This is a genomic window from Cupriavidus sp. 01L46 (genome assembly GCF_056399905.1).
Genome location: NZ_JBFTSF010000093.1, coordinates 1 through 21,177, shown reverse-complemented (window position 1 = coordinate 21,177; position 21,177 = coordinate 1). Strand labels below are relative to the sequence as shown.

Annotated in this window: 26 protein-coding genes, 1 tRNA gene and 2 pseudogenes; 17 read left to right on the top strand and 12 right to left on the bottom strand. The window is 64.8% G+C overall.

Features of this window, described 5'->3' with window-relative positions; genetic code table 11:
• Positions 1-142 precede the first annotated feature (142 nt).
• Both AC1DS3_RS18250 and AC1DS3_RS18245 read right to left on the bottom strand, forming a co-directional pair.
• Positions 143-832, bottom strand: a pseudogene (locus AC1DS3_RS18250) (ABC transporter substrate-binding protein); the annotation flags it as partial.
• Positions 833-939: 107 nt separating this feature from the next.
• Positions 940-1,824: a LysR family transcriptional regulator gene (locus AC1DS3_RS18245; protein WP_441641296.1), complete on the bottom strand. Its 885-nt coding sequence runs from the start codon at positions 1,822-1,824 to the stop codon at positions 940-942.
• A gap of 141 nt (positions 1,825-1,965) precedes the next feature.
• On the opposite strand from AC1DS3_RS18245, the gene argC reads away from it, so the two are divergent.
• Complete coding sequence (gene argC, locus AC1DS3_RS18240) at positions 1,966-2,895, top strand: N-acetyl-gamma-glutamyl-phosphate reductase (RefSeq protein WP_441641295.1); 930 nt, start codon at positions 1,966-1,968, stop codon at positions 2,893-2,895.
• 87 nt (positions 2,896-2,982) lie between these two features.
• Here the strand turns inward: argC and AC1DS3_RS18235 are convergent, their stop codons facing one another.
• A complete protein-coding gene (locus AC1DS3_RS18235) occupies positions 2,983-3,732 on the bottom strand; it encodes a carbon-nitrogen hydrolase family protein (RefSeq protein WP_441641294.1) in 750 nt (249 codons plus the stop codon).
• Positions 3,733-4,113: 381 nt separating this feature from the next.
• Here AC1DS3_RS18235 and AC1DS3_RS18230 point away from each other — a divergent pair, with 381 nt between their 5' ends.
• Entirely contained in the window at positions 4,114-4,344 is a 231-nt protein-coding gene (locus AC1DS3_RS18230) for a hypothetical protein (RefSeq protein ID WP_441641293.1), read from the top strand.
• 57 nt (positions 4,345-4,401) lie between these two features.
• On the opposite strand, the gene AC1DS3_RS18225 is transcribed toward AC1DS3_RS18230, so the two are convergent.
• The 3 genes from AC1DS3_RS18225 to AC1DS3_RS18215 all read right to left on the bottom strand — a co-directional run bounded on the left by AC1DS3_RS18225 (position 4,402) and on the right by AC1DS3_RS18215 (position 7,053).
• Entirely contained in the window at positions 4,402-4,971 is a 570-nt protein-coding gene (locus tag AC1DS3_RS18225) for a hypothetical protein (protein WP_441641292.1), read from the bottom strand.
• A gap of 97 nt (positions 4,972-5,068) precedes the next feature.
• The gene (locus tag AC1DS3_RS18220) at positions 5,069-5,755 is read right to left on the bottom strand and encodes a Vgb family protein (RefSeq protein ID WP_441641291.1); all 687 of its coding nucleotides are present in this window, start codon (positions 5,753-5,755) and stop codon (positions 5,069-5,071) included.
• A 77-nt stretch (positions 5,756-5,832) separates the two neighbouring features.
• Complete coding sequence (locus tag AC1DS3_RS18215) at positions 5,833-7,053, bottom strand: helix-turn-helix domain-containing protein (RefSeq protein ID WP_441641290.1); 1,221 nt, start codon at positions 7,051-7,053, stop codon at positions 5,833-5,835.
• A gap of 140 nt (positions 7,054-7,193) precedes the next feature.
• Here AC1DS3_RS18215 and AC1DS3_RS18210 point away from each other — a divergent pair, with 140 nt between their 5' ends.
• On the top strand, positions 7,194-7,958 hold the full coding sequence (locus AC1DS3_RS18210; protein WP_441641297.1) for a DUF899 domain-containing protein: 765 nt from the start codon (positions 7,194-7,196) through the stop codon (positions 7,956-7,958).
• An 8-nt stretch (positions 7,959-7,966) separates the two neighbouring features.
• Entirely contained in the window at positions 7,967-8,791 is an 825-nt protein-coding gene (locus AC1DS3_RS18205) for a copper chaperone (protein ID WP_441641289.1), read from the top strand.
• A gap of 34 nt (positions 8,792-8,825) precedes the next feature.
• Here the strand turns inward: AC1DS3_RS18205 and AC1DS3_RS18200 are convergent, their stop codons facing one another.
• Both AC1DS3_RS18200 and AC1DS3_RS18195 read right to left on the bottom strand, forming a co-directional pair.
• Entirely contained in the window at positions 8,826-9,020 is a 195-nt protein-coding gene (locus tag AC1DS3_RS18200; RefSeq protein WP_441641288.1) for a hypothetical protein, read from the bottom strand.
• A gap of 118 nt (positions 9,021-9,138) precedes the next feature.
• Positions 9,139-10,047, bottom strand: a complete 909-nt coding sequence (locus AC1DS3_RS18195; RefSeq protein ID WP_441641287.1) for a LysR family transcriptional regulator — start codon at positions 10,045-10,047, stop codon at positions 9,139-9,141.
• 99 nt (positions 10,048-10,146) lie between these two features.
• Between AC1DS3_RS18195 and AC1DS3_RS18190 the strand changes: the two genes are divergently transcribed.
• The 5 genes from AC1DS3_RS18190 to AC1DS3_RS18170 all read left to right on the top strand — a co-directional run bounded on the left by AC1DS3_RS18190 (position 10,147) and on the right by AC1DS3_RS18170 (position 13,300).
• A complete protein-coding gene (locus AC1DS3_RS18190; RefSeq protein WP_441641286.1) occupies positions 10,147-11,052 on the top strand; it encodes a pirin family protein in 906 nt (301 codons plus the stop codon).
• Positions 11,049-11,477 carry a nuclear transport factor 2 family protein gene (locus tag AC1DS3_RS18185; RefSeq protein WP_477109678.1) on the top strand — a complete coding sequence of 143 codons (429 nt, stop codon included), beginning with the start codon at positions 11,049-11,051 and terminating at the stop codon, positions 11,475-11,477. The genes AC1DS3_RS18190 and AC1DS3_RS18185 overlap by 4 nt, the downstream gene beginning before the upstream one ends.
• Positions 11,477-12,400, top strand: a complete 924-nt coding sequence (locus AC1DS3_RS18180) for an NADP-dependent oxidoreductase (protein WP_477109677.1) — start codon at positions 11,477-11,479, stop codon at positions 12,398-12,400. Before AC1DS3_RS18185 ends, AC1DS3_RS18180 begins: the two co-directional genes overlap by 1 nt.
• Before the next feature lie 59 nt (positions 12,401-12,459).
• Positions 12,460-12,828, top strand: a complete 369-nt coding sequence (locus tag AC1DS3_RS18175; protein WP_441641283.1) for a c-type cytochrome — start codon at positions 12,460-12,462, stop codon at positions 12,826-12,828.
• Positions 12,829-12,925: 97 nt separating this feature from the next.
• Positions 12,926-13,300 carry a hypothetical protein gene (locus AC1DS3_RS18170; protein ID WP_441641282.1) on the top strand — a complete coding sequence of 125 codons (375 nt, stop codon included), beginning with the start codon at positions 12,926-12,928 and terminating at the stop codon, positions 13,298-13,300.
• Positions 13,301-13,362: 62 nt separating this feature from the next.
• Here the strand turns inward: AC1DS3_RS18170 and AC1DS3_RS18165 are convergent, their stop codons facing one another.
• Together AC1DS3_RS18165 and AC1DS3_RS18160 are read right to left on the bottom strand one after the other, a co-directional pair.
• Entirely contained in the window at positions 13,363-13,770 is a 408-nt protein-coding gene (locus AC1DS3_RS18165) for a hypothetical protein (protein ID WP_441641281.1), read from the bottom strand.
• A gap of 142 nt (positions 13,771-13,912) precedes the next feature.
• Positions 13,913-13,999: transfer RNA gene (locus AC1DS3_RS18160), tRNA-Leu, on the bottom strand.
• Positions 14,000-14,335: 336 nt separating this feature from the next.
• Between AC1DS3_RS18160 and AC1DS3_RS18155 the strand changes: the two genes are divergently transcribed.
• The 5 genes and pseudogenes from AC1DS3_RS18155 to AC1DS3_RS18135 all read left to right on the top strand — a co-directional run bounded on the left by AC1DS3_RS18155 (position 14,336) and on the right by AC1DS3_RS18135 (position 16,601).
• Positions 14,336-14,686, top strand: coding sequence for a DUF1428 domain-containing protein (locus AC1DS3_RS18155; RefSeq protein ID WP_441641280.1), 351 nt, complete (start codon positions 14,336-14,338; stop codon positions 14,684-14,686).
• Between the two features lie 85 nt (positions 14,687-14,771).
• On the top strand, positions 14,772-14,921 hold the full coding sequence (locus AC1DS3_RS18150) for a hypothetical protein (RefSeq protein ID WP_441641279.1): 150 nt from the start codon (positions 14,772-14,774) through the stop codon (positions 14,919-14,921).
• Positions 14,900-15,160, top strand: a pseudogene (locus AC1DS3_RS18145) (TAXI family TRAP transporter solute-binding subunit); the annotation flags it as partial. The gene AC1DS3_RS18150 and the pseudogene AC1DS3_RS18145, both read left to right, overlap by 22 nt.
• Before the next feature lie 103 nt (positions 15,161-15,263).
• A complete protein-coding gene (locus AC1DS3_RS18140; protein WP_441641278.1) occupies positions 15,264-15,839 on the top strand; it encodes a TetR/AcrR family transcriptional regulator in 576 nt (191 codons plus the stop codon).
• 66 nt (positions 15,840-15,905) lie between these two features.
• On the top strand, positions 15,906-16,601 hold the full coding sequence (locus tag AC1DS3_RS18135) for a pentapeptide repeat-containing protein (RefSeq protein WP_441641277.1): 696 nt from the start codon (positions 15,906-15,908) through the stop codon (positions 16,599-16,601).
• Positions 16,602-16,690: 89 nt separating this feature from the next.
• Here the strand turns inward: AC1DS3_RS18135 and AC1DS3_RS18130 are convergent, their stop codons facing one another.
• Both AC1DS3_RS18130 and AC1DS3_RS18125 read right to left on the bottom strand, forming a co-directional pair.
• Positions 16,691-17,032: a hypothetical protein gene (locus tag AC1DS3_RS18130; protein WP_441641276.1), complete on the bottom strand. Its 342-nt coding sequence runs from the start codon at positions 17,030-17,032 to the stop codon at positions 16,691-16,693.
• Positions 17,033-17,165: 133 nt separating this feature from the next.
• Complete coding sequence (locus AC1DS3_RS18125; protein WP_441641275.1) at positions 17,166-17,603, bottom strand: YciI family protein; 438 nt, start codon at positions 17,601-17,603, stop codon at positions 17,166-17,168.
• A 288-nt stretch (positions 17,604-17,891) separates the two neighbouring features.
• Here AC1DS3_RS18125 and AC1DS3_RS18120 point away from each other — a divergent pair, with 288 nt between their 5' ends.
• The 3 genes from AC1DS3_RS18120 to AC1DS3_RS18110 all read left to right on the top strand — a co-directional run bounded on the left by AC1DS3_RS18120 (position 17,892) and on the right by AC1DS3_RS18110 (position 20,274).
• Positions 17,892-18,590, top strand: a complete 699-nt coding sequence (locus AC1DS3_RS18120) for a DUF2076 domain-containing protein (RefSeq protein ID WP_441641274.1) — start codon at positions 17,892-17,894, stop codon at positions 18,588-18,590.
• A 151-nt stretch (positions 18,591-18,741) separates the two neighbouring features.
• A complete protein-coding gene (gene pip / locus AC1DS3_RS18115; RefSeq protein ID WP_441641273.1) occupies positions 18,742-19,698 on the top strand; it encodes a prolyl aminopeptidase in 957 nt (318 codons plus the stop codon).
• Positions 19,699-19,893: 195 nt separating this feature from the next.
• Positions 19,894-20,274 carry a RidA family protein gene (locus AC1DS3_RS18110; RefSeq protein WP_441641272.1) on the top strand — a complete coding sequence of 127 codons (381 nt, stop codon included), beginning with the start codon at positions 19,894-19,896 and terminating at the stop codon, positions 20,272-20,274.
• Positions 20,275-21,177 lie beyond the last annotated feature (903 nt).

Below are 21,177 nucleotides of genomic sequence, written 5' to 3'. Positions count from 1 at the left end.
ATGCATATTCATCTCCCTTCGGTTGGTCTGCGAGCATTGGATCGCTACGATGCATAATTCGTGCGATACGGCTGGATTGTCTCACCGCGATCCGTGCCCAGAATTGAGGGAAAACCCGCAAGCACTGAATCAGCGACCTTCCTTACTGCGGCTTGAAGAAATATGCGAGGGTCCGCTCGTCAGTACGGGGCGCATAGATAATGCCCTTGCGCGTGGCCCAGGTAGTCACCTGCAAGTGGATCGGGATGATGCCGCCTTCGTTGAGGGCAATTTCGGTCGCCTCCTGAAGTAGCTTGGATCGCTCGTTGTCATCCACGGTTGCCAGCGCCTTCTCCAGCACGACATCCATCTTGGGATTGCAGTATTCACCCCAGTTGTATGTACCGAAGCCCCTCTTATTGTCCACGCAGGCCAGCAACGCGCGCAGCGGCGAACTGACTTCTCCGGTCTGCGCGCCCAAGCCGCTCAGCCCGAACGACCATTCGTGCTTGATGCCCTTGGACGCGTACGTGGCCATCGGCATGCCTTCCACCTTGGTCACGAGGCCGATACGCGTGAGGTTCTGCGCAATGGTCTCGGCGATCTGCTCGTCGTTGACATAGCGGTTGTTCGGAGTATGGAGCGTCAGGCCAAAGCCGTTGGGGTAGCCGACTTCGGCCAGCAGTTTCCTGGCCCGCTCCGGCTCGTACTTGACCGGCTTAAGGTCAGGGTTGTAGCCGAACAGAGTCGACGGCACCAGGCTGTTGGTAGGCTCCGACAGGCCTTCCATCAGACGGTCCTTGATGCCCTGCCGGTTGATGGCCATGCTGATGGCATTGCGCACCCGCGCATCGGTCTTGACATGGCTATACAGCGAGGGAGGAAGTGCCCTGCCGACGGGGTAGGAGTCCAGCGAAGTCGGCGAACTTCGGAATTGGCAACTTCTGTGGCCGGCAACGCCTACGCCAATCGCAGATCCCACAACACATCAAGTACGTGTTGCGTGGAACGCTCAACGTACCCCGCACGATGTGCAATGCCAAGCCGACGCCACAACGCCGGGCGCAGCGCACGCATGACAATGCGGCTGTCGGGCAATGGCGTAGTGGCCTCATGGGGCAACAGCGCTGCGCCGTAACCTGCCGCTACCAGACTCTTGATCGCGTCGTTGTAGTTGAGCTGAATGCGCGGCGCAGGATGGTGCCCCCCGGTCGCGAACCACTCCGCAGTCAGACGCGAGAGACGCGTGGTTGCGTCATTGAGAATGAGAGGCTGGGCGGCGAGCCATTCAGGCGTGACGCGGGCCGGACACCGCCAATGCGCCGGCACAAAGGCCATCACGGGGTCGCGGCGCCAAGGCTTTATCACGAGTCCAGCCGCCGGGGGCTGAGGCAGTGCGATCAGGCCAACATCCAGCGTTCCATCCGCCAGCCGGGACAGCGTTTCATGCGAAGTGAGTACTGCAACCTGAATGTCGATAGCGGGATGGTGCTCGCGCAGCACCTCAAGCGCCTGCGGCAACAGGTGCGCGATCACGCCGGTCGACGCACCGAGCCGCACGCGCCCTTCGAGCCCCTGCACCTGACGTTGAATATCGTCTAACGCCTGCTCCGCATCGGCCAGCAGTCGACGCGCGCGCCCCACCAGCACCTCTCCTATCGCCGACGGCCTGACATGTCCGCGCTTGCGTGACAGGAGTGGAGCCCCAATGCGGTCTTCAAGCTCAGCAATGTGGAGGCTGACCGTTGGCGGCGCCAGGTGCAATGCACGCGCCGCATCGGCAAACGAGCCACGGTCGGCAATGGCGACCAGTGTGCGCAAACGGTCCAGGCTGATCTCTCGCATGTCGGCGTCCAGATTCAGAAAAACTGAATATCCACGTTATGAAATACAACTGTCCCTATTCTAGCGCTCCATGGAACATAGGGGCTCGTTCTACTTGTCACAACCCACAGTACAACCCACAGTCACCGGAGTATTTCACGTATGAGCTCTCCCGTTGTTTTCATCGACGGCGACCAAGGCACCACCGGGTTGCAAATCCACGAACGGCTGCGCAACCGGACCGACCTTAGGCTGTTCACGCTTGCCGCTGCGGAACGCAAAGATCCGCGGCGTCGCGCGGAAGCCATCAACGCCTGCGACATCGCCATCCTCTGTTTGCCTGATGCCGCCGCGCGCGAGGCGGTGCACGCCATTGTGAATCCTGCCGTCAGGGTAATTGACGCAAGTTCCGCCCACCGCACACATCCGGACTGGACTTACGGATTTCCGGAAATGACGCAGGGACAGGCTGAGCGCATTGCCAACGCACGTCGGGTCACCAATCCCGGTTGCTATCCGACCGGTGCCATTGGCTTGCTGCGTCCCCTGCTGCAGGCTGGGCTCATACCAGGCAACTACCCCATCAGCATGCATGCGGTGTCGGGCTACTCCGGACGCGGGCGTGCCGGCGTGGAGGAACATGAGGGGCAAGGTGCCGGCAGCGCGCCTTCATACCAGGTATATGGTCTGGAACTCGCGCACAAGCACCCCCCGGAGATCCAGCAGCACGCCGGGCTCGCGCAGCGTCCCATCTTCGTCCCTGCGTATGGTGCGTTCCGCCAGGGCATCGTGCTGACGGTGCCCCTGGAGTTGCGGCTGCTGGCGCCCCACGTGGATGGCGCCACGTTACACGCATGCCTCGCACGCCACTATGCCGAGGCGGCCCATGTACGTGTGTTGCCGCTGCACGAATCGTCCGTCTTGAAGCACCTGGATCCACAGGCGCTGAACGGTACGAACGACATGCGCTTAAGCGTATTTCCTAACATGGAACACGGGCACGTCCTGCTGTCCGCGGTGTTCGATAATCTTGGCAAAGGCGCATCCGGCGCTGCGGTTCAGAACCTGAACCTGATGCTCACGCGGCAATAGTGGCCGAGGTCGGGCTAGCGGTCGACACGCTTCGCTTGCCCGGCCCCCCGCACGGCGTGGCGATACAGATGCACCACTCAAATTGGTTCATCGCAACGAGACGACTTCACCGTGCCAGCCGGCGTCGGCCCTGCTCGCGATGACCAGCGCGGCCCCTGGTCCGTCCACTGCGACGACGCAGCGGCCGTCCTCGTCCCAAACGGCACTCTTGCCTATGGATGGCCATCCGCCTGTGTCTGCGCCGTGGTTAGCCATCAATACGGCGAAGCGGTGCTGTGCCGCATAGCGCCGGAGCAACGCGGTATCCGCGGCGTAACCGTTCGCGGTGAATAGCACGCCTGCCGCGTACAGGATCGCGCCCATGGTGGACGCTTGCGCTGCATGCTCTGGATGGCCCGTGTCCGCACAAACGGCGAGCGCGACAGTCTCGCCGTCAACGGAAATCGGCGGCCCGCCTGATCCGGGCGCGAAGGTCGCGTCTTCTCCTGGATGCAGGTATTGCTTCGTATAGCTGGTGACCTTGCCGTCCGGGGTCAACGTCAGCGCGCCGATCCGCACCCCATCGTCGAAGCGCAAGGGAGCGCCCACGACGGCGGTCAGTCCGCTTCGCGTGCATTCGTGACGCAGGGGCGCGAGCCGCGCGTCGTCGTCGTGGATTGCGACTTCGCTTGCAATGGTGCTCTCGTATCCGGTCAGCGACAGCTCGGGAAAGACGACCAGGCGCGCGTGTCTCGCGGCGGCTTCGCGTAGAAACGAGAGATGCCGGTCGACGTTCTGCTGTATGTCACCGGCGACGGAAATGGATTGGGCTGCTGCTACGACGAAAGACGCTGACATCGTGGGGATCTCTCAACGGTCAATCAGATAAGACGTCCGGAAATGCGGCTCGGTATCGGTCGAGCGCCATCACATCGCCCTGTGCCGCCCAGGCCGCACAAAGTGCGGAACGCAACCGAACAAGTGCATCGGGATTGTCGACGATCCCGACACCGATGGCGAACAAGCCTGGCCGGGATCGGCCGTGCAGGCAAACTCAGAGCGTGCAATGAGCCACCACCAGCAGCCTGCGGACGCACATTTGACCAACGGGAGCTTCCTGGACTATGTTCTACTCTTGGCAAAGAAGAGAATCGTGGAAGCACTTCAACGAAAACGGGGACCATGCGTCACGACGCTCGCGCCCCGCTATTTGCAACCGCATGGAGGACCGAGGCACCTATGTCAAAGACCACCAAGAAGCAATACCTGAAGGCACTCAACCGGCGCCTGAAGAAGGAATCGGCAGGCAGGTTCGATACGGAGTTTGTGTGCTATCCGGTCGGCTCGAAACCGAAAGACGCGACTGGCGTGACAGCGAGTGCGCCCGCCGATGCGCGGATCCTCGCCGTCATGGATGCTGTCCAGGCTCGGGTATTTGCCAAGTTCGAGGACATGGCAAAACACGGATAGGCCGATGTTTCGGCGACGGCGGGCTGCAACCGGAACCCGCCGCCCCTGGCACGCCGCTCAGGCCTTGGCGGGACGCCCGGTCTTGATGGCTTCGACTTTTGAGACCGCGCTCAGCAATTGCTCCGGCGAGCTTGCGGCAAGCAGCAGCAATCCGGCGCGCAGGATCTCGCTCTTCTTGATGTGCACACCCGCGTCCAGGCACCGCTGCTTGAGCTCGGCAAGCTTCGTGTAGTCGGACTTCGGCATCGTGAAGCTGTCGCGCAGTACCTTTTCCTTCTTGGCGCCCTGCACTTTTTTCGGCACGGCCGCATCGGCGCGAGCTTCCGCCTTCGATGGCTTGCTCTTCTGGGGTTTCGTCTCGGCCTTCGTCTCGGCCTTCGTCGCAGTCTTGGTCTCGGCCTTCGGTGCAGCCTTGGTCTTGGCCTTCGTTGCGGCCTTCGTTGCGGCCTTCGTTGCGGCCTTCGTTGCGGCCTTGGTTGCGGCCTTGGTCACGGCCTTCTTGCTACCCGAGCCCCTTGGCGCCTTCCCCTTGGGGGCGGCTGCGTTGCCGTCGGCTACCGGCGCGCTCGTCGGGAAATGAAAGACCTCTTTCGTCGGCGGCTTGATGATGGGTGAATTCACGGTCATTCTCAAATCAAAAACAGGCTAAACAGTATATACCGTTTAGCGACGGGCATCTGGCGGCGCCTCAAGCCGCCACCCTCGCCCGTGAGGGGCGCCTCGGTTACTTGCTAGCGGCGTCGACGGGGATCCCGGAGCCGCTGCCGGCCGCACCGCTTCGCCCGGGCCGGCGCACGGCTCTTACCATCCCGCTGCTTCCGCCACCGCAGAAGAACTGGTCGCCGCCATCGGATTCGAGCCCCGACACGCCGACGCCGGCTGGCATCTCGATGCTCTCCAGGACCTTTCCCGTTCGGGGATCGACTTGCCTCAACTCGCTCTGCTCGCCTTCCCAGGTGCCGTGCCAGAGCTCTCCCTCGATCCAGGTGACCCCGGTGACGAAGCGATTGGACTCGATGGTGCGAAGAATCTCCCCGGTTTGGGGATCGACCTGATGGATTTTCCGCTCCCGGTACTGACCCACCCAGAGCGTCCCTTCGGCCCATGCGAGTCCCGAGTCGTTGCCGCCGCCGGGCGCCGGAATCGTGGCGACCACGCGGCCGGTCTGCGGATCGATCTTCTGGATGCGATCCTCGGCGATCTGGAACAGGTGCTGGCCATCGAAGGCCGTTCCTGCGTGTGCGGCGACATCCATCGAGCGCAGCGTCTTCCCGCTCGCCGGGTCCAGCGCGATCAGCTTGTCGCCGGTGGCAAACCAGACTTGCTGGCCGTCATACGTGACCCCATGCACGCTGTCGACACCCGGAAAGGGACCATACTCACGGATGATGTCGGCCGCTGATCGTTTCATGTTTCCATCCTCGTCATGCTGCAGTGAAGTGCTTTCTATGCAGTGCTTTCTATGAAGTGCAATCCATGAAGTGCATTCTAGTCACCCGGCAGTGGCGCGGGGAGTAACAAGGTCGTCGCGAATCCCGGCACGGGCGGCGTCAGCCAGCGGCGCGCCCGCCCGCGGCCAAACGACTGCACCTTGCCGGCTGCCGCAAGCGCGTCGAGCGCCCGCTGCACGGTGCGCTGGCTGGCGCCAAGGGCCACCGCCAGGGCCGAGCTAGACCATGATTCGCCGTCCGCAACGAAGGCGAGCACTGCCGCATGCGCCTCGTCGACGGGCCTCGCCAGCACGACAACCTCACGGGCGACGTGCGGCACCAGCGCAAACCCGCGCTGGGTCGCACTCACGCCGGCCAGCGGCCCGAGCACCGTGCGAAGCCGCCCGATTTCAACGCGTAGCCGCGCGCGATGCGACTCATCGGCGTGCCTGGCGCGGAATGCCCGCGCAACGAGCGCGTCCCTCGGCACGTCCGCGGGCCACGCTTCGGCCAGCGCGCGTGCGAGCGCGAACAGCACCGGACGCCTTGCCAGCGAAACCACCGTGTCCGCGTCACGCACGGCATGACGGCACGCGTCGACGACGAGCGCCTTGGACACTAGCAATGCCTCCACCTCATCGAGCAGGAGAAACCGCTCCTCGCCACGCGCAATCAGGCGCGCCGCGGGCGTTTTCAGGACGAGGAATGCGCTCTGGACCTCCGCCGTCAGCGCGGGGATGCCGGCGTGGCGCGCGGCGCGCTCGGCCCGGGCAAGCGCTGCGCGTGCCGCCTGCGTGCGCAGGCGCCGCATCGCAATCCCCGCGACGACCAGCGCATGGGCGGCGCTGGACGCGGGCGGAAACGGCGCGGGATCGAGCTGGGCCAGCGCAAGCTCGGCCTCGTCGAGGCGCCCGATCAGGAGGAGGCGCCGGGCTTCGAGAAACCGCGCATGCGCGGCGTTCACCCGGTCGCCGTGCGCCTCCAGGGTTGCGCGCGCCGCGTCGAGCGTCTTTGCCGGCCAGCTCAGGTCGCGCGAGGCCAGCGCGATCTCGGCCTCGGCGACGACGCACCGCGCCCGGGCCACGGTCTCTTTCGGGCCGAAGGCGCGCGCCGCGCTTCGCACCAGCGCCTTCGCGCGCACGAGATCGCCAAGCTGCGCCATCGCGATGCCGCGCAGCGCAAGCGCTGGCGCGTCGTCGCGCAAGGCGACCCGGTTCAGCGCGCCGAGCGGGTCACCCGCCGCGAGCGCGCGCGCCGCGGCCGTGATCAGCGAATCCATCTGAATCCCAATCGCGCCACACTTGTCACTCCCATCGTTCGGATGCCCGGCACTAATCTATCACGACCACCAACCCGTACATCGTACCTAGCACTGAGCACTGAGTGAGCGACGATGGACACCCAACGGAGGAAAGCATGATGACGCAACACATGACCGCGACACGCGAGGCGTGGCTGGCAGCGCGGCTCGAGCTGCTCGAGGCGGAAAAGGACCTGACGCGGCGCAGCGATGAGCTGGCGCGGCGACGCCAGGCATTGCCGTGGGTCCGGGTCGACAAGGCGTACCGGTTCGAGACCGACGAAGGCAGCGCCTCGCTGGCAGACCTCTTCCGGGGGCGCTCGCAGCTCCTTGTCTACCACTTCATGTTCGGGCCCGACTACACGGCGGGGTGCCCGTCCTGCTCGTCGATCGCGGACGGGTTCAACGGCGTCGTGGTTCACCTGGCGAACCACGACGTCACGCTGACGGCAGTGTCGCGCGCACCGCTGGCGAAACTGCAGGCGTACAAGCGGCGAATGGGGTGGACGTTTCCCTGGGCGTCCTCGTTCGGCAGCGATTTCAACTTCGATGCCAACGTCTCCTTCACCGAGACGCAACAGCGCGAGGGCGGCATCGAATACAACTACCAGCGCGGTGGCCACGCGATGGACGCAGCACCGGCCCCGGAGCCCGTCGCCCAGTTCGCAGCCACATGCGGCACCGACGCAGCCACGTACTCGCGCGATCGGCCGGGCCTGAGCGCGTTCGTGCTCGAGGATGGCGTGGTCTATCACACCTACTCCACCTATGCGCGCGGGGTGGACGGCCTCTGGGGCATGTACCAATGGCTCGACCGCGCCCCCAAGGGGCGCAACGAGACGGGCATCTGGTGGCGCCGCCACGACGAGTACGGCGAGCGCTGAGCCAAGCCATGGGCAACGCGGACGCATCCCGGGGAGCGCAGGCTCCACGAAGCTTGGTCTCAGAGCGAGCCTTCCTGGGCGTCTGCGCGCTGCTCTTCTCCGCCTGCACGGCGGTGACGATCGCCTGGTCCGCGTCCATGTCGGCGATGGGCGCGATGCCGATGCCCGGCGGCTGGACGATGTCGATGGCGTGGATGCGGATGTGCGGACAGACGTGGCCCGGCGTTGCGGCGTCATTCCTCGGCATGTGGGTCGTGATGATGGCGGCGATGATGCTGCCTTCCCTGGTGCCCATGCTGTGGCGCTACCGCCAGGCCGCCGGCACGACAGGCCCGACGCGCCTGGGCCGGCTGACCGCGCTGGTGGGCGTGGGGTACTTCGTCGTGTGGGCCGTGCTCGGCATGGCCGTCTTTGCGCTGGGTGCTGCGCTGGCGGCGCTCGAGATGCGGCTGCCGGCGCTGGCACGCGCGGCTCCGCTCATGTCGGGCGTGGTAGTCCTGAGCGCCGGCGCATTTCAGTTCACCGCCTGGAAGGCCCACCACCTTGCCTGCTGCCGAGAGGCACCTGGGCCCGGCCGCGGGCTGCGGGGGCACGCCGGCACGGCGTGGCGAAATGGGCTGCAGCTCGGCCTGACCCTCGGCCTGCACTGCAGCTGCAGCTGTGCCGGCCTGACGGCGATCCTCCTTGTCATCGGGATCATGGACCTGCGCGTGATGGCTGCCGTGACGGCAGCCATCACCGTCGAGCGTCTCGCACCGGCCGGCGAACGCGCCGCGCGCGCCATCGGCGCCGTCGTCATTGGGGCAGGGTTGATCCTGATCGCGCTGGCGTGAGACGCCATGTTCAAGCGCACGCCGATGCCGTGCCTCAGCTCGCTGCCGCTGCCGTGCCAGGCATGACGCCGGTGGACGGCAGCGGCAGCCGTGCGCAAAGCAGGCTGCTGATCGCCGACCGGGCCCACAACAGCTGGCCCAGGCTGAAGCCGACCAGATAGCCCGAGGTCGTCAGCTCGACCGTACCCGCATCCGCATGCAGCGCCATGGCAAAATTCTCGCGCGGCATTGATGCACCCACCTAATAGATGTTTGCGGATTCTAGCGCCTGGCACGCGCGAGCGCGATGATTTGTGGAGGCGCCCCGGATAGTGGGCACGGAAGCGGGCACGGATCCGCGACAGCGCCTATTTCGACGGACGCTGCGACGTGTGCATCAGCCGGTTGAGGAACCAGCGGCCGGCGGGGCCGGGCGGCGTGTCCTTGCGGTAGACCGCGAACATGGCGATCGGCGGCGTACGCGGCTGAAAGCTCTCCAGCCGCAGGGTGACCAGCTCGCCCGCATCGAGATCCCCCTGCACCATGGCCGCTGGCATGTGCCCCCAGCCGAAGCCGGCGCGCAGGAAGGCATGCTTGGCGCCCAGGTCGGCCAGGCGCCAGGTCAGCGGCGAGAACACGCCGAAGGTTTTCCCTTCGGTCAGCGTGGTGCGGTCGGTCAGGACCAATTGCACGTGCTCCTCCAGCTCCCGTACCCGGATCACACCCCTGCGCGATGCCAGCGGATGCGAGGGCGCGGCCACGGTCACCATCGGCACGTCGAGCAGCTTTTCCGCGTCCAGCGTCTCGGGAACGGCCGGCATCGATCCGCTGATGCCGAGCCGGCAAACGCGCTCCAGCACCGGGCGCATGACCGCGCCCAGTGCCTCGACATACAAGCGCAGCGGCGTATGCGGAAACGCGTCGCGGAACTCGCCGACCGCCCCCGTCAGCGGGGCCATCGGGTACATGACATCCACCACCACCGACAGCTCGGGTTCGAGCCCTTCGGCAATGGTGCGCGCCTTCGACTTGAAGCCGTCCATGCCGCCCACCACCACACGCGCCTGCGCCAGCAGCGCGGTTCCCTGCTCCGTCAGGCGCGGGTAGCGGCCGCTGCGATCGAACAACTGCACATCGATCTGCCCCTCCAGGTTGGCCAGCGTATGGCTGACCACCGACTGCGCGCGCCGCAGCTTGCGCCCCGCCGCGGAGAAACTGCCCTCGTCGGCGGCAGCGATGAAGGTGCGGAGCTGGTCCAGGGATACGCCGTCGAGCATGTATCTACTCCTTAGATGGATCTCATCGAGAAATATAGGCTACCAAGAGAGATGTCGAGTACCTAATCTTTGGTCATGCGATCACCGAAGGAGACTTTCATGGAAAACGCAGCGCACGCCCGACATGCCGGGGAGCCGGCCCGGATCCATCACCGCACCGCACGGCCGGATGCGGCAAACAACCGTGGCATCGTGCTTCGCACCGGTGGCCACCGCCATGGCGCCGTCTCGCGGATCGTCAGTCCCGGCGACGTTGGCAAGCTGATCAAGCCTTTTGTCTTCCTCGACTACTTCGACTTCGCTCCCTCCGGCGACGCGCTGTTCCCCATGCACCCGCACTCGGGCATTGCCACCCTCACCGTGCTGCTCGAGGGCGAACTGCAGTATGAGGACACCACCGGCGCGGCCGGCGTGTTGATGGCGGGCGGCCTGGAATGGATGCGGGCGGGTAACGGCATCTGGCACTCAGCCAGCCCTGCGAAGGGCGACCGCCTCCAGGGCTACCAGCTATGGCTTGCCCTGCCGCGCAGCCTGGAGAACGGCACCCCGCACAGCCAATACCTGCCTGCGTCGTCCGTGCCGCGCAGCGGACCGGCGCGCGTGATACTCGGCTCGCTGGCTGGCAGGGACAGCCCGGTAGCCGCGCCATCCGGGGCGGCACTGCTGCACGTGCGCCTGGCCGCTGGCGAGAGCTGGCGCTACCAGGCGCCCGCCGGCCACACCGTGGCTTGGGCACACGTCAACCGCGGCACGCTGGCGACTGGCGGCGAGCGGCTGAAGGACGAACTCGCGGTCTTCACGCAGTCCGAGGACGCGCTCGATTTCACTGCCGAAACCGATGCGGATTTCATCGTCGCGTCAGCCGTTCCCCATCCGCACGACCTGGCACTTGGCTACTACTCCGTCCATACGTCGAACGACGCGCTGCGCAAGGGCGAGGCCGAAATCGCCAGGGTCGGCATGCAGCTACATGCCGATGGCCCACCCGCAGGGAGAACATCATGAACATCGCAGCAGAGCTATTGCGGCAACACCTCCGGTGGCTGGTTGATGACAACCAGCAATGGCAGGAACTGATTGCCGAGGACATCGTGTGGGAGTTGCCCTACGCGCCCGGCATCGGGCATCCGGCGCGATTGAGCGGCCGGGACGCGGTGATCCGCCATGTCTCCTGGTTCATCGGCGCGGTCTCCGACTTCCGCTTCTTCGACGCGCAGATCCTGCCCGCGGCGGATCCCCAGCAAGCCGTTGCGCGAGTGCATGCCGGAGGGCTGATCAAGTCGACCGGGCGCGTCTACCGGCAGGAGTACGTCGTTTTTCTGACCGCCAGCGACGGCAGGATCGCGCACCTGCGCGAGTACTTCGACCCCGTGCAGGCTGCACTGGCGCTGGACACCCCGATTGTGGGCATTACCTCAAGGAGCCTTTGATGAAAGCCATCCGTGTAGCCGCTTACGGCGGCCCCCATTCACTTGTACTGCAGGAACTCGATGATCCCCGCCCTGGCGACGACGAGGTGCTGATCGATGTGGCCGCCACCTCGGTCAACCCGATCGACTGGAAGATCGTCAGCGGGGCCATGCAGGCGTTCATTCCACTACCGTTGCCCCTCACGCCCGGGGTGGATGCGGCCGGGACTGTCGTCGCGGTCGGGCGCAACGTCACCACGCTGGCGCCGGGCGACGAAGTGCTGGGATTCATCGGCATCGTCGGTGGCTATGCAACCCGCGCCGTGGTGGAGGCCGGGCGCCTTGCCCGCAAGCCGAAGCATCTCGGGTTCCTGGAGGCCGCCAGTATTCCCGCGGCTGGCTTGACTGCCTGGCAGGCGCTGCACGAGCACGGCAAGCTGCAGGCAGGACAGAAAGTCCTGATCCATGCCGCTGCCGGCGGCGTCGGCAGCGCGGCCGTGCAACTGGCAAACCTGGCCGGCGCACAGGTGATCGGCACGGCTTCGGCCGCCAACCGGGGCTACCTGCGGGAACTGGGGGCGGCGGAGGTGATCGACTACACTGCGGAGGACTTTGCCACCAAGGTTGCAGGCATCGATCTTGTCCTCGACCTGGTCGGCAGCGACACGCAACAGCGTTCCTGGCCGGTACTCAAGCGCGGCGGCGTGCTGGTCTCCACCGTCAGCCCACCGGATGCCAGGCGCGCCCAGGAAGCCGGCGCAGCGGGAAAGCACTTTGCGACGCGCTCCGATGGCGCCCAGCTCCACACGCTGGCCTCGCTGTACGCGTCCGGAAAGCTGCGCGCTGAAATCGACGCCACCTATCCACTCGCTGATGCTGGCGAGGCAATGGCAAAGAGCATGGCTCGGCATGTGCGCGGCAAGGTGGTCATCCAGACGGCATAGGGAGCCGCACTGCCTCGGCGAATATAATGCCGGGTTGCTCCTTTGCCCCGCATCCGTCCATGAAGAAAGCCGCATTGTTGACCCTGGCGCTGGCCTTGCACGCAACCGCGCAGGCCGCCGGCGACGCGCAGGCCGGCAAGGCGGTATTCACCTCGAAGTGTGCCTCCTGCCACAGCGTCGGGCCCTCGGCGCGCGCCGCGTTTGGCCCCCAGCTCAATGGGATCTTTGGCAGGGTCGCCGGCGCCACGACCGACTACAAGTACTCCCCCGAGATGAAGACATCGGGCGTTGTGTGGTCCGAGAAAACCTTGAGCGCGTTTATCCAGTCGCCCAGCAAGGTTGTGCCCGGCACCAGGATGCGCTTCTGGGGGATCAGCAATGAGCGGCAGATCGCGGACCTGCTGGCCTACCTGCATGCGTACCAGTAGCAAGCGCTACAGAAAGATTCAAACGCTCCGTAACCGATAGAATAGGTGCCAGCGCCACGAGGCATGGCGCTCCCAACAGATCTGATCCGGAGTTGGCATGGAACCCCTCTCATTCGAGTTTGTTACCGTCGAGGAAGCGAGGTTGATCCTGGATGGCGCCGTGCCCACGCATGGCAAGCCCGACTGGACTGGCCAGCGGCAACCCGAATCCGCGGAAGCGAAAACCCTCACGGCCAACGCGCTCAAATGGCTGGCCGTGCTGCCACCGCAGGCGCGGCCCCTGGAGCTGTGCCGCAGCTATCCGCGCATCGGCAACCAGCTGGCAGCGCTTTGGGCTGACCCAGCCGCGCTATCGGCCTACCTGGCCGACCTGCTGATCGACAAGCGCGGCGGCCGCCAGGGGTTCCCTGACGGCATCGCGCTTGAATTATCGCAATTGCAGGAGCACCTTCTGCGCACGATGGAGCCGTAACGGCATAGCGCCATAGCCGCTTTGCTGCATTGCGGCGCGCCGGCAAGGATTCTGCGTTCCGCTTAGTGCGCTCTTCCCGGCGTGCAGTCTTCCACCATGCCGGAGATGCGGCTGGCGCTCAGCATGGGGTGCCATTCCCCGGAGCTGCGGATCTCGACGTCGGTGCCCTCGGCGCCCTCGGTAGCGCGGCGCAGGCTGACCAGGTGGAAGAACTTGTATTCATCCGCGTCCGCACGCCCGACCCGGATATCGACCTTGCCGGGTTCCGGGTACGCGATCACGGTGGCGTCGTCGCCCAGCCGCTGCTTCAGGCACAGCACCAGGTCGCCTACGCTGGCCTTGGAGTGCACGCGCTTCGGATCCATCGCCTGGATGGAATTCGCGGTCACGCCGCCCGAACAGGCTGACAGCAATTGCGCCGCCATCGCGGCAACCAGCCATGCCCGTACCCGTACCTGACCTTTTGACATTCCCGTTCCTCGGCTAAATGCGTCGGATGATGTTACATCAAGTGAATTCGGATGCTGATGCGCGCGCCGCACGCGTAACACGATGCGGCGGAAACAAAAAAGCAAAAGGCCTGCACGGATGCAGGCCTTTTGCTTTCAATCTTGGTGCCCAGGAGAGGACTCGAACCTCCACAGTGTTGCCACCGCTAGGACCTGAACCTAGTGCGTCTACCAATTTCGCCACCTGGGCTAGGTGAGGCTGCGAATTCTACCCAACGCAACGAAATTTGCAAGTGCTGGCCGCGCTGAATCAGAAGAAAAGTACAGTTTTCCCCGGGCATCGCCCGCTGCCGGCCCTGCTGGTGTCCGCCCAGTCCAGGGAAATGGACAAGCAGCCGGAAAGATTTCCATCCATCACTTGGCGCACCGTGCACGGCCCACGCCGGTTGGCCGCCCTCCCGGCCCTGCGTATTTTTCTCTAGCATTGCTTCCATGCCCTGTCGATTTCGACGGCTCCCGTTCGTCGTCCCAATGACGGCGCGCGCAAGGCTCGCCGCTTCGCAGGCAATCCCAAAGGAGATCGGACATGCATTACATCGATGGATTTGTTGTCGCCGTGCCCACAGCCAAGCGCGACATCTACCGCGCGCACGCCGAGGCCGCCGCCGTGGTGTTCAAGGATCATGGCGCGCTGGGGCTGGTCGAATGCTGGGGCGACGATGTGCCCGAAGGCAAGCTCACTTCGTTCCCGATGGCCGTCAAGCTGGAGAAGGACGAGACCGTGGTCTTCTCCTGGATCACCTGGCCATCGCGCAAGGTCCGGGACGAAGGCATGAAGGCCTCGATGGAAGATCCCAGGCTGCGCAGCCAGGGACCGATGCCGTTCGACGGCAAGCGGATGATCTTTGGCGGTTTCGAGATGATCGTCAACGCTTAGTGGCTTGGCGGCGGTGCGTGATGGACCTTGCCCGGGGTTCCCGGGCTGGGTTCGTTTTGGCCGCAGGAGCACCGCCGCCCTGTCCATGGCCGGCGACGGATCGATCACGATGCAGTTCGGTGGCTGTGAAGCGCAGACGGCCAACTGCCTGCCGATCGTCCCGGGCTGGAACGACACCGTGCGCCTGTACCGCCTGCACGCGGAGATGCTGAACGCATGGCGCAAGCGCGGATAAAAAACCGGCTCGTGGCCTGGTATCGGGAGATCAAGGCGCTGGAAGATGAAATATGGACGAACACGCAGCCGACCCCAAACCAGATTGCGCAATGGCGCGATGAAATCGAGAACATCGATGCGCATGCCAGCCGGATACGGATTCCGGAGCGCTATTTTGAGGATGCCTACGCGCTCAAGCAGGCAATCGGCGTCGTACGGGACCGGATTGCCCAGGCGGCGGCGAAGGGGAAAGCGTAGCCACGGATACGGCAGCGCGTCCTTTGGCGCCGCCTCGGACAACGTGGTCGTGCCGATGGCTGCGACAATGCTAGAATAATAAATCCATCTGGCTGGATTCATCGTGTCCGAAGCAAGCAAGCGCCCCAAGAACCCCGAACTGATCCGAACCCAGTGCCTATCCGTGATGCGGGACCTGCTGGTCTCCCAAGGCCCTGAATCGGTGACGCTCGACCTGGTGGCACAGCGCGCCGGCGTGACCAAAGGCGGGCTGCAGTATCACTACCGCAGCAAGAATGCCCTGCTCGAAGCGCTGAGAGACCAGCTCCTCGAGGAATTCGACAAGACCTATCAACACGCGCTGTCTGCCGAGCCAGATCGTCCTGGCAAACATGCCCGCGCCTACATCAAGACGTGTTTCGACGATACGGCTTCCAACAACGCGATCGGAACGCAGCGTGCCATCGCCATGCTGGCCTTGACGCTCCCCTCCTGCCGCCAGGCATGGAGCGAGCGCATGACGGACGCCCTCGCGCATGACCTCGCCGGCACCGCCGCCGAAGACCAGCTCCTCATCTGCCGGCTGGCGGCGGATGGCATGTGGTTTGCCGAGATGTTCGAGGTCTATGACGTCGATGGGGCACGCAAGGCGCGCCTGCTTGCCCTGTTGCTAGACATGTGCGACAGGGCCACCTCCTGATCAGGCTGACTGACAAGACAGGCCACATTGACCTGGAGCGCTACCCACGCTCCCACCGCGAATTCCATGCCCGCCCCCACTCCCCACACCATCAGCAACACCACACTCTCGCGCAATGGCATCGTTGAAATTCTTGCGCAACGTCCGGCCCAGCTACGTTTCGAGCAATGCGGCTTTGACGATCAAGACCTCGGCGGGCTGGATTTTTCGTCCGTGGAATTCCTGATGTGCACCTTTGCCGGTGCGCAACTGAAAAGGGCGAAGCTCGTCGAGTCGAAGTGGATGCGCTGCAAGGCTGCCGGCGCCGACTTCACGCTGGTGGACGCAGCAGAAGCACGATTCTGCAGCAGCGACCTGAACAACACGCAATGGGACCGCGCGCGGCTGTCCAGCGCCATCTTCACGGAAACCAAGCTGACCGGCGCCCGGTTCCGCGAGGCCGCCACCCTGGGCCTGGTGTTCCACAGCAGCCTGCTCGTCGGCAGCGACCTGCGCGGCTTGTCATTCCGCAAGCAACACCTGGAGCAGCTCGACTTGTCCGATGCCGACCTCGCCGGCTGCGACTTCCGGGATGCGCTGTTCGACGGCGGCAGCCTGCGCGGCGCCAACCTGAAGCAAGCCCGCTTCGATGGCGCGGACCTCCGCCTCGCCGAGCTGGGCGGACTGAACCTGATGTCTGCCGCGGCTTCGTTCAAGGGCGCCATCATCTCGGTTGAACAAGCCGCGGAGATTGTCGGCCAAGCCGGTATCCGCGTCAGCTGAATGGCCGCACAAGGCACAAGGCTATGCGGATCGCGTCCGATACGCGAAGAACGACGCGAAGCACGACGCGCTCCAGGCCTTGGTACGGCCTACCCCCGGCGTACCGCGGTCACCTTGCCGTCCTTGACGTCCAGCGTGCGGCGCTGCGGGTTGTAGTCCATGGTGCCGGGCATATGCTGGCCTTCCCGATCACCAAATCGCCAGGCGCAGCCGTTGAGCAAGGCGACGGCATTGGCCTCGCTTTTACCGATCAGGGCTTCATCGCCAAGCTTGTCCGCCTGGCAACCCTCCGGCGTGCCGCGGCCGCCCTGCGGGCCCGGGTCAGGCACCGCGCTGGCGGTGGGCTGGGCGGCGCATCCCGCCATGAGCGTTGCGAACACGATCGCGCCCGCCGAGACATGCCGGGCCCATATGCTTTGCAGTTTTGGCATTCAATTCCCTGATGGTGAGGTGGAAGAAGCCAAGTCTAGAGCAGGAAGGCGCCGCCCGAGCGCCTTGGTGCCCATGCCGCAGCACGGCCTCAACACGGCATCAACACTGCCATGACCTGGCCTTGGCTTAGCCTTAGCGCGTCCTCTTCGCAGCGTCTTGCGCCTCCGCCCACAGGCGCTCCTCCTGGGCCCGCAGCTCTGGCGTGAGCTCGGCACCAAAATCGTCGAGCTCGAACAGCGGGCGAATCTCGATCTCGGAGTCGCTTTGCATGGGGTTGGGGCAGCGCTTGACCCATTCGACGGCCTCTTCCATGGACTTGACTTGCCACAGCCAGAACCCCGCAACCACCTCCTTGGTCTCTGCGAACGGTCCATCGACCACGGACCGCTGGCTGCCAGAAAATTGCACCCGCTTGCCTTTGGCACTCGGGTGCAAGCCCTCGCCCGCGAGCATCACGCCCGCCTTGACGAGCTCTTCATTGAATTTGCCCATTGCGGTAAGCAGCTCCGTGCTGGGCATTTCGCCAGCCTCTGACTCTTTCGTTGCTTTGACCATCACCATGACACGCATCGTCGCTCTCCTTGAGTGAATTGAGGGTGCCGCACGTCCTGAAACCGGATCAGGATTGACGGGCGGCTCTGATACTACGACGAATCGGGATACCGGAAATCGACACCACCTTCAAAATATCTGGCGGGGAGCCGGCCCGGCCCGACCCGGCCCATTTTGGCCGGATTTGGCCTGATTCACCCGCGAGGCGCGACAATCACATCCGATCGGGTTCTTTAAGCCTCGCTTAAGACTCGGCCCGTAGACTGCGATCACACAAGACAACCCGGATCCCGGATAGGAGCTGCCATGACCCCCCAAGAGATGCAAGCGCTGGAAGGCTTCCTGACCCAACTCACGCAGGCCAGGGCTAGCGCCAAGGATCCCCAGGCGGACGCCCTCATCGCCGACGCGGTCGCCAGGCAGCCGGATGCCGCCTACCTGCTGGTCCAGCGCGCCATGATGCTTGACCATGCCCTGGCCACGGCAAAGACGCAGATCTCCACGCTGCAGAGCCAGTTGCAGATGGCGCAGGCCAACGGCGCCAATCGCTTCCTCGACCCGGAAAACGCCTGGGGCAACAGTGCCAACCGCGTGGCACCCAGCCCCGTCATGCCGCCGCCGATGGCCGCGCCCGTGACAGTGCCGCAGGCCTTCCAGGCGGCCCAGCCCGCGCCCGCGCAGCCATCCCGGCCCGGATTCCTGAGTGGTGGCCTGGGCGGCACGCTGGGCGGCATTGCCACGACGGCAGCCGGCGTGGCCGGCGGCGCGCTCCTGTTCCAGGGCATCGAGAACATGTTCCATCGCAACGGCAATGGCAACAGCGCAAGCGGCTTGCTGGGACAGCCAGGCACAGGCGCGCAGCCAACGGAGACGGTCGTCAACAACTACTACGGCAATGACGACCGCTCGCCGCTGGGCTCGCCGGATGCGGCATTGGACAGTGGTCTTCTGGATGATGCATCGGGCAACGACGACTTCCTGAGCGACGACACCTGGAACGCCTAGCGTGTTCGGGGGCTTGCCAGGTGTGCATGGCAGCGGCCTGGCGGCCCCGCCGCGCTGATTGAACCGCGGCACCCGGGGTGGAGATGGCACCGGCAACGGCGATACACTCTTGCACTTCTTGCGCTACGCTCGCACCCTGGGAACCCGATCCATGCCGCAACCTCACTTGCTCTATCCCGCCATCGAACCCTATGAGACCGGCACGCTAGATGTCGGCGACGGCCACGTGGTCTACTACGAACGCGTCGGCACACCCGGTGCCAAGCCGGCCGTCTTCCTGCATGGCGGCCCCGGTGGCGGCATATCGGCCGACCACCGCCGCCTGTTCGATCCGGCGCGCTACGACGTCATGCTGTTCGACCAGCGCGGCTGCGGCCGCTCCACGCCCCACGCGGGGCTGGAGGCCAATACCACGTGGCACCTTGTGGACGACATCGAGCGCCTGCGCAAGCTCGCCAACGTAGAGCGCTGGCTGGTCTTTGGCGGCTCCTGGGGCTCCACGCTGGCGCTGGCCTATGCGCAAAAGCACCCCGAGCGGACCAGCGAACTGGTGCTGCGCGGGATCTATACCGCGTCCCGTGCGGAACTGGATTGGTACTACCAGTACGGCGTATCCGAGGTATTCCCCGAGAAATGGGCCCGCTTCCAGGCCCCCATCCCGCAAGCCGAACGCGGCGACATGATGGCCGCCTACCGCAAGGTGCTGACCGGCAGCAATACCGCAAAGCAGCTGGAGGCCGCCCGCGCATGGAGCGTGTGGGAAGGGGAGACCATCACCCTGCTGCCCGACCCCGCCAACAGCGCCAAGCATGACGACGGCCATTTCGCGCTGGCGTTTGCGCGGCTGGAAAACCACTACTTCACCCATCTCGCCTGGCTGGAAGACGGCCAGTTGCTGCGCGACGCGCATCGCCTTGCCGGCATCCCCGGCGTGATCGTGCACGGGCGCTACGACATGCCCTGCCCGGCCCGCTACGCCTATGCGCTGCACCAGGCATGGCCGGGCTCGGAACTGCATCTGATTGAAGGGGCGGGGCACGCCTGGACCGAGCCCGGTATCCTGGATCAGCTGATTGCCGCCACCGACCGTTTTGCCGCGGCGCAATGATCGTCCAGGTGCTGCCAGCCCTGGGAGGCACAGCACCGACAGCGCCGACCGCGCCGAAGCGGACTTTTGATGGCCGGCGGTTGGGGTCTTGAACACCCGTGTCCTAGACTTGAAGACCGCACTGCCACCACCCCGCTGCGCATTGGCCGGCGGATAGCAAAGCGGCATTCAAAGCTCTCACCGACAGGGTGCACTATGGAATTCCTGAACTCCGGCAAAGTCCTCCCCGCAGGGCTGCCCTTCTCCGAAGCCGTGCGCGTTGGCGATACGTTCTACCTCTCGGGACAGATGGGCATCGTCCACGGCAGCACCCGCCTGGTGCCCGGCGGCATCCGCGAAGAAGCCAAGCAGGCGCTGATGAACATCCGCATCACACTGGAAGCACACGGCCTGTCGCTCAAGCACGTCGCCAAATGCACCATCTTCCTGGCCGACATCAGCGAATGGCAGGCGTTCAACGAGGTCTACAAGGAGTTCTTCCAGGCGCCCTATCCGGCGCGCAGTGCGCTTGGGGCGAATGGGTTGGCGCTTGGGGCCAGGGTGGAGGTGGAGTGTATTGCGGTGTTTAGTGGCTGAGGTGGTGGTGCGTGGCTGCGAGCGGCCACAACCCCTGGTTGCGGGAGGGGGGTGGCACAACTCGCCCTGCCGCTCTCGCCTAGAGCATGCCTCGATCTCCCTCCCTCGATACTTGCTCGCTTTTAGCCCCGCTGACGCGGGGGGTGTCTCTTGTGGGCGGGGTTTTACTGCTTCTAGCTGCTGGCGCGGCTGTACGGTGTTGGCCGTTTTGGAACGTGTGAGATGTCACTTCTCTTTACTCGTAAAGAGAAGTAACCAAGAGAAAGCGATCCTTGCAGGAGGCTGGCTTGTCGGGGTTGCGTAGCCCGGTGGTTTCGTCGTCAGGCCCCGGGTTTTAATAGCCTCATGCCGTTACCGGTTTGAATGGCCACGATCCTGCGCATGGCGCTGGTTTCGTGGTGAGGCTGCTCGGTAGCGGCATCCCTGCTCATTCACACATCTTCCGGTACCGGTTCGAAGCGCCACGATATATCACGCTATGATGGTTTCGTGGTGGGGTGGGCGCGGTGAGAGAATTCTTCGGCCTATCAATCCGGTGCCACCGCGCCCACGACGGAAATGCGACGCTTGCAACTTCGTGGCCGGCCACTCCGCGAGCGACAGACGGCGTGAAGTTCGTGGTGGGCGCTACCGGGGGGACCACCACGAATCCTTGGACATTGGCTGGGTCGTGGTGGTCTAAACTGGTAACGGCACGAGTCCATTAGCACCCGGGGCCGTACGACGAAACCATTGGGGTCCCCAATGACGCCACGCCAGCCTCCTGCAAGGATCGCTTTCTTTTGGTTACTTATATGAACGCGCCCCGGTTTGCCAGGTAAATCATCTCATGATGCTCGGCGAGGATTTGGTTGCAGCCTTATATCCGGCCTCATGCAGGTCAAGCCTGCGGGCCCCTATGGA

Coding starts and splice junctions, on each gene's coding strand:
- AC1DS3_RS18215 (WP_441641290.1), bottom strand. CDS start 7,053: ATGGATTCGCTGATCACGGCCGCGGCGCGCGCGCTCGCGGCGGGTGAC.
- AC1DS3_RS18175 (WP_441641283.1), top strand. CDS start 12,460: ATGAAGAAAGCCGCATTGTTGACCCTGGCGCTGGCCTTGCACGCAACC.
- AC1DS3_RS18210 (WP_441641297.1), top strand. CDS start 7,194: ATGACGCAACACATGACCGCGACACGCGAGGCGTGGCTGGCAGCGCGG.
- AC1DS3_RS18180 (WP_477109677.1), top strand. CDS start 11,477: ATGAAAGCCATCCGTGTAGCCGCTTACGGCGGCCCCCATTCACTTGTA.
- argC (WP_441641295.1), top strand. CDS start 1,966: ATGAGCTCTCCCGTTGTTTTCATCGACGGCGACCAAGGCACCACCGGG.
- AC1DS3_RS18220 (WP_441641291.1), bottom strand. CDS start 5,755: ATGAAACGATCAGCGGCCGACATCATCCGTGAGTATGGTCCCTTTCCG.
- AC1DS3_RS18205 (WP_441641289.1), top strand. CDS start 7,967: ATGGGCAACGCGGACGCATCCCGGGGAGCGCAGGCTCCACGAAGCTTG.
- AC1DS3_RS18155 (WP_441641280.1), top strand. CDS start 14,336: ATGCATTACATCGATGGATTTGTTGTCGCCGTGCCCACAGCCAAGCGC.
- AC1DS3_RS18110 (WP_441641272.1), top strand. CDS start 19,894: ATGGAATTCCTGAACTCCGGCAAAGTCCTCCCCGCAGGGCTGCCCTTC.
- AC1DS3_RS18200 (WP_441641288.1), bottom strand. CDS start 9,020: ATGCCGCGCGAGAATTTTGCCATGGCGCTGCATGCGGATGCGGGTACG.
- AC1DS3_RS18135 (WP_441641277.1), top strand. CDS start 15,906: ATGCCCGCCCCCACTCCCCACACCATCAGCAACACCACACTCTCGCGC.
- AC1DS3_RS18130 (WP_441641276.1), bottom strand. CDS start 17,032: ATGCCAAAACTGCAAAGCATATGGGCCCGGCATGTCTCGGCGGGCGCG.
- AC1DS3_RS18125 (WP_441641275.1), bottom strand. CDS start 17,603: ATGCGTGTCATGGTGATGGTCAAAGCAACGAAAGAGTCAGAGGCTGGC.
- AC1DS3_RS18245 (WP_441641296.1), bottom strand. CDS start 1,824: ATGCGAGAGATCAGCCTGGACCGTTTGCGCACACTGGTCGCCATTGCC.
- AC1DS3_RS18150 (WP_441641279.1), top strand. CDS start 14,772: ATGGCCGGCGACGGATCGATCACGATGCAGTTCGGTGGCTGTGAAGCG.
- AC1DS3_RS18230 (WP_441641293.1), top strand. CDS start 4,114: ATGTCAAAGACCACCAAGAAGCAATACCTGAAGGCACTCAACCGGCGC.
- AC1DS3_RS18225 (WP_441641292.1), bottom strand. CDS start 4,971: ATGACCGTGAATTCACCCATCATCAAGCCGCCGACGAAAGAGGTCTTT.
- AC1DS3_RS18185 (WP_477109678.1), top strand. CDS start 11,049: ATGAACATCGCAGCAGAGCTATTGCGGCAACACCTCCGGTGGCTGGTT.
- AC1DS3_RS18170 (WP_441641282.1), top strand. CDS start 12,926: ATGGAACCCCTCTCATTCGAGTTTGTTACCGTCGAGGAAGCGAGGTTG.
- AC1DS3_RS18195 (WP_441641287.1), bottom strand. CDS start 10,047: ATGCTCGACGGCGTATCCCTGGACCAGCTCCGCACCTTCATCGCTGCC.
- AC1DS3_RS18120 (WP_441641274.1), top strand. CDS start 17,892: ATGACCCCCCAAGAGATGCAAGCGCTGGAAGGCTTCCTGACCCAACTC.
- pip (WP_441641273.1), top strand. CDS start 18,742: ATGCCGCAACCTCACTTGCTCTATCCCGCCATCGAACCCTATGAGACC.
- AC1DS3_RS18235 (WP_441641294.1), bottom strand. CDS start 3,732: ATGTCAGCGTCTTTCGTCGTAGCAGCAGCCCAATCCATTTCCGTCGCC.
- AC1DS3_RS18190 (WP_441641286.1), top strand. CDS start 10,147: ATGGAAAACGCAGCGCACGCCCGACATGCCGGGGAGCCGGCCCGGATC.
- AC1DS3_RS18165 (WP_441641281.1), bottom strand. CDS start 13,770: ATGTCAAAAGGTCAGGTACGGGTACGGGCATGGCTGGTTGCCGCGATG.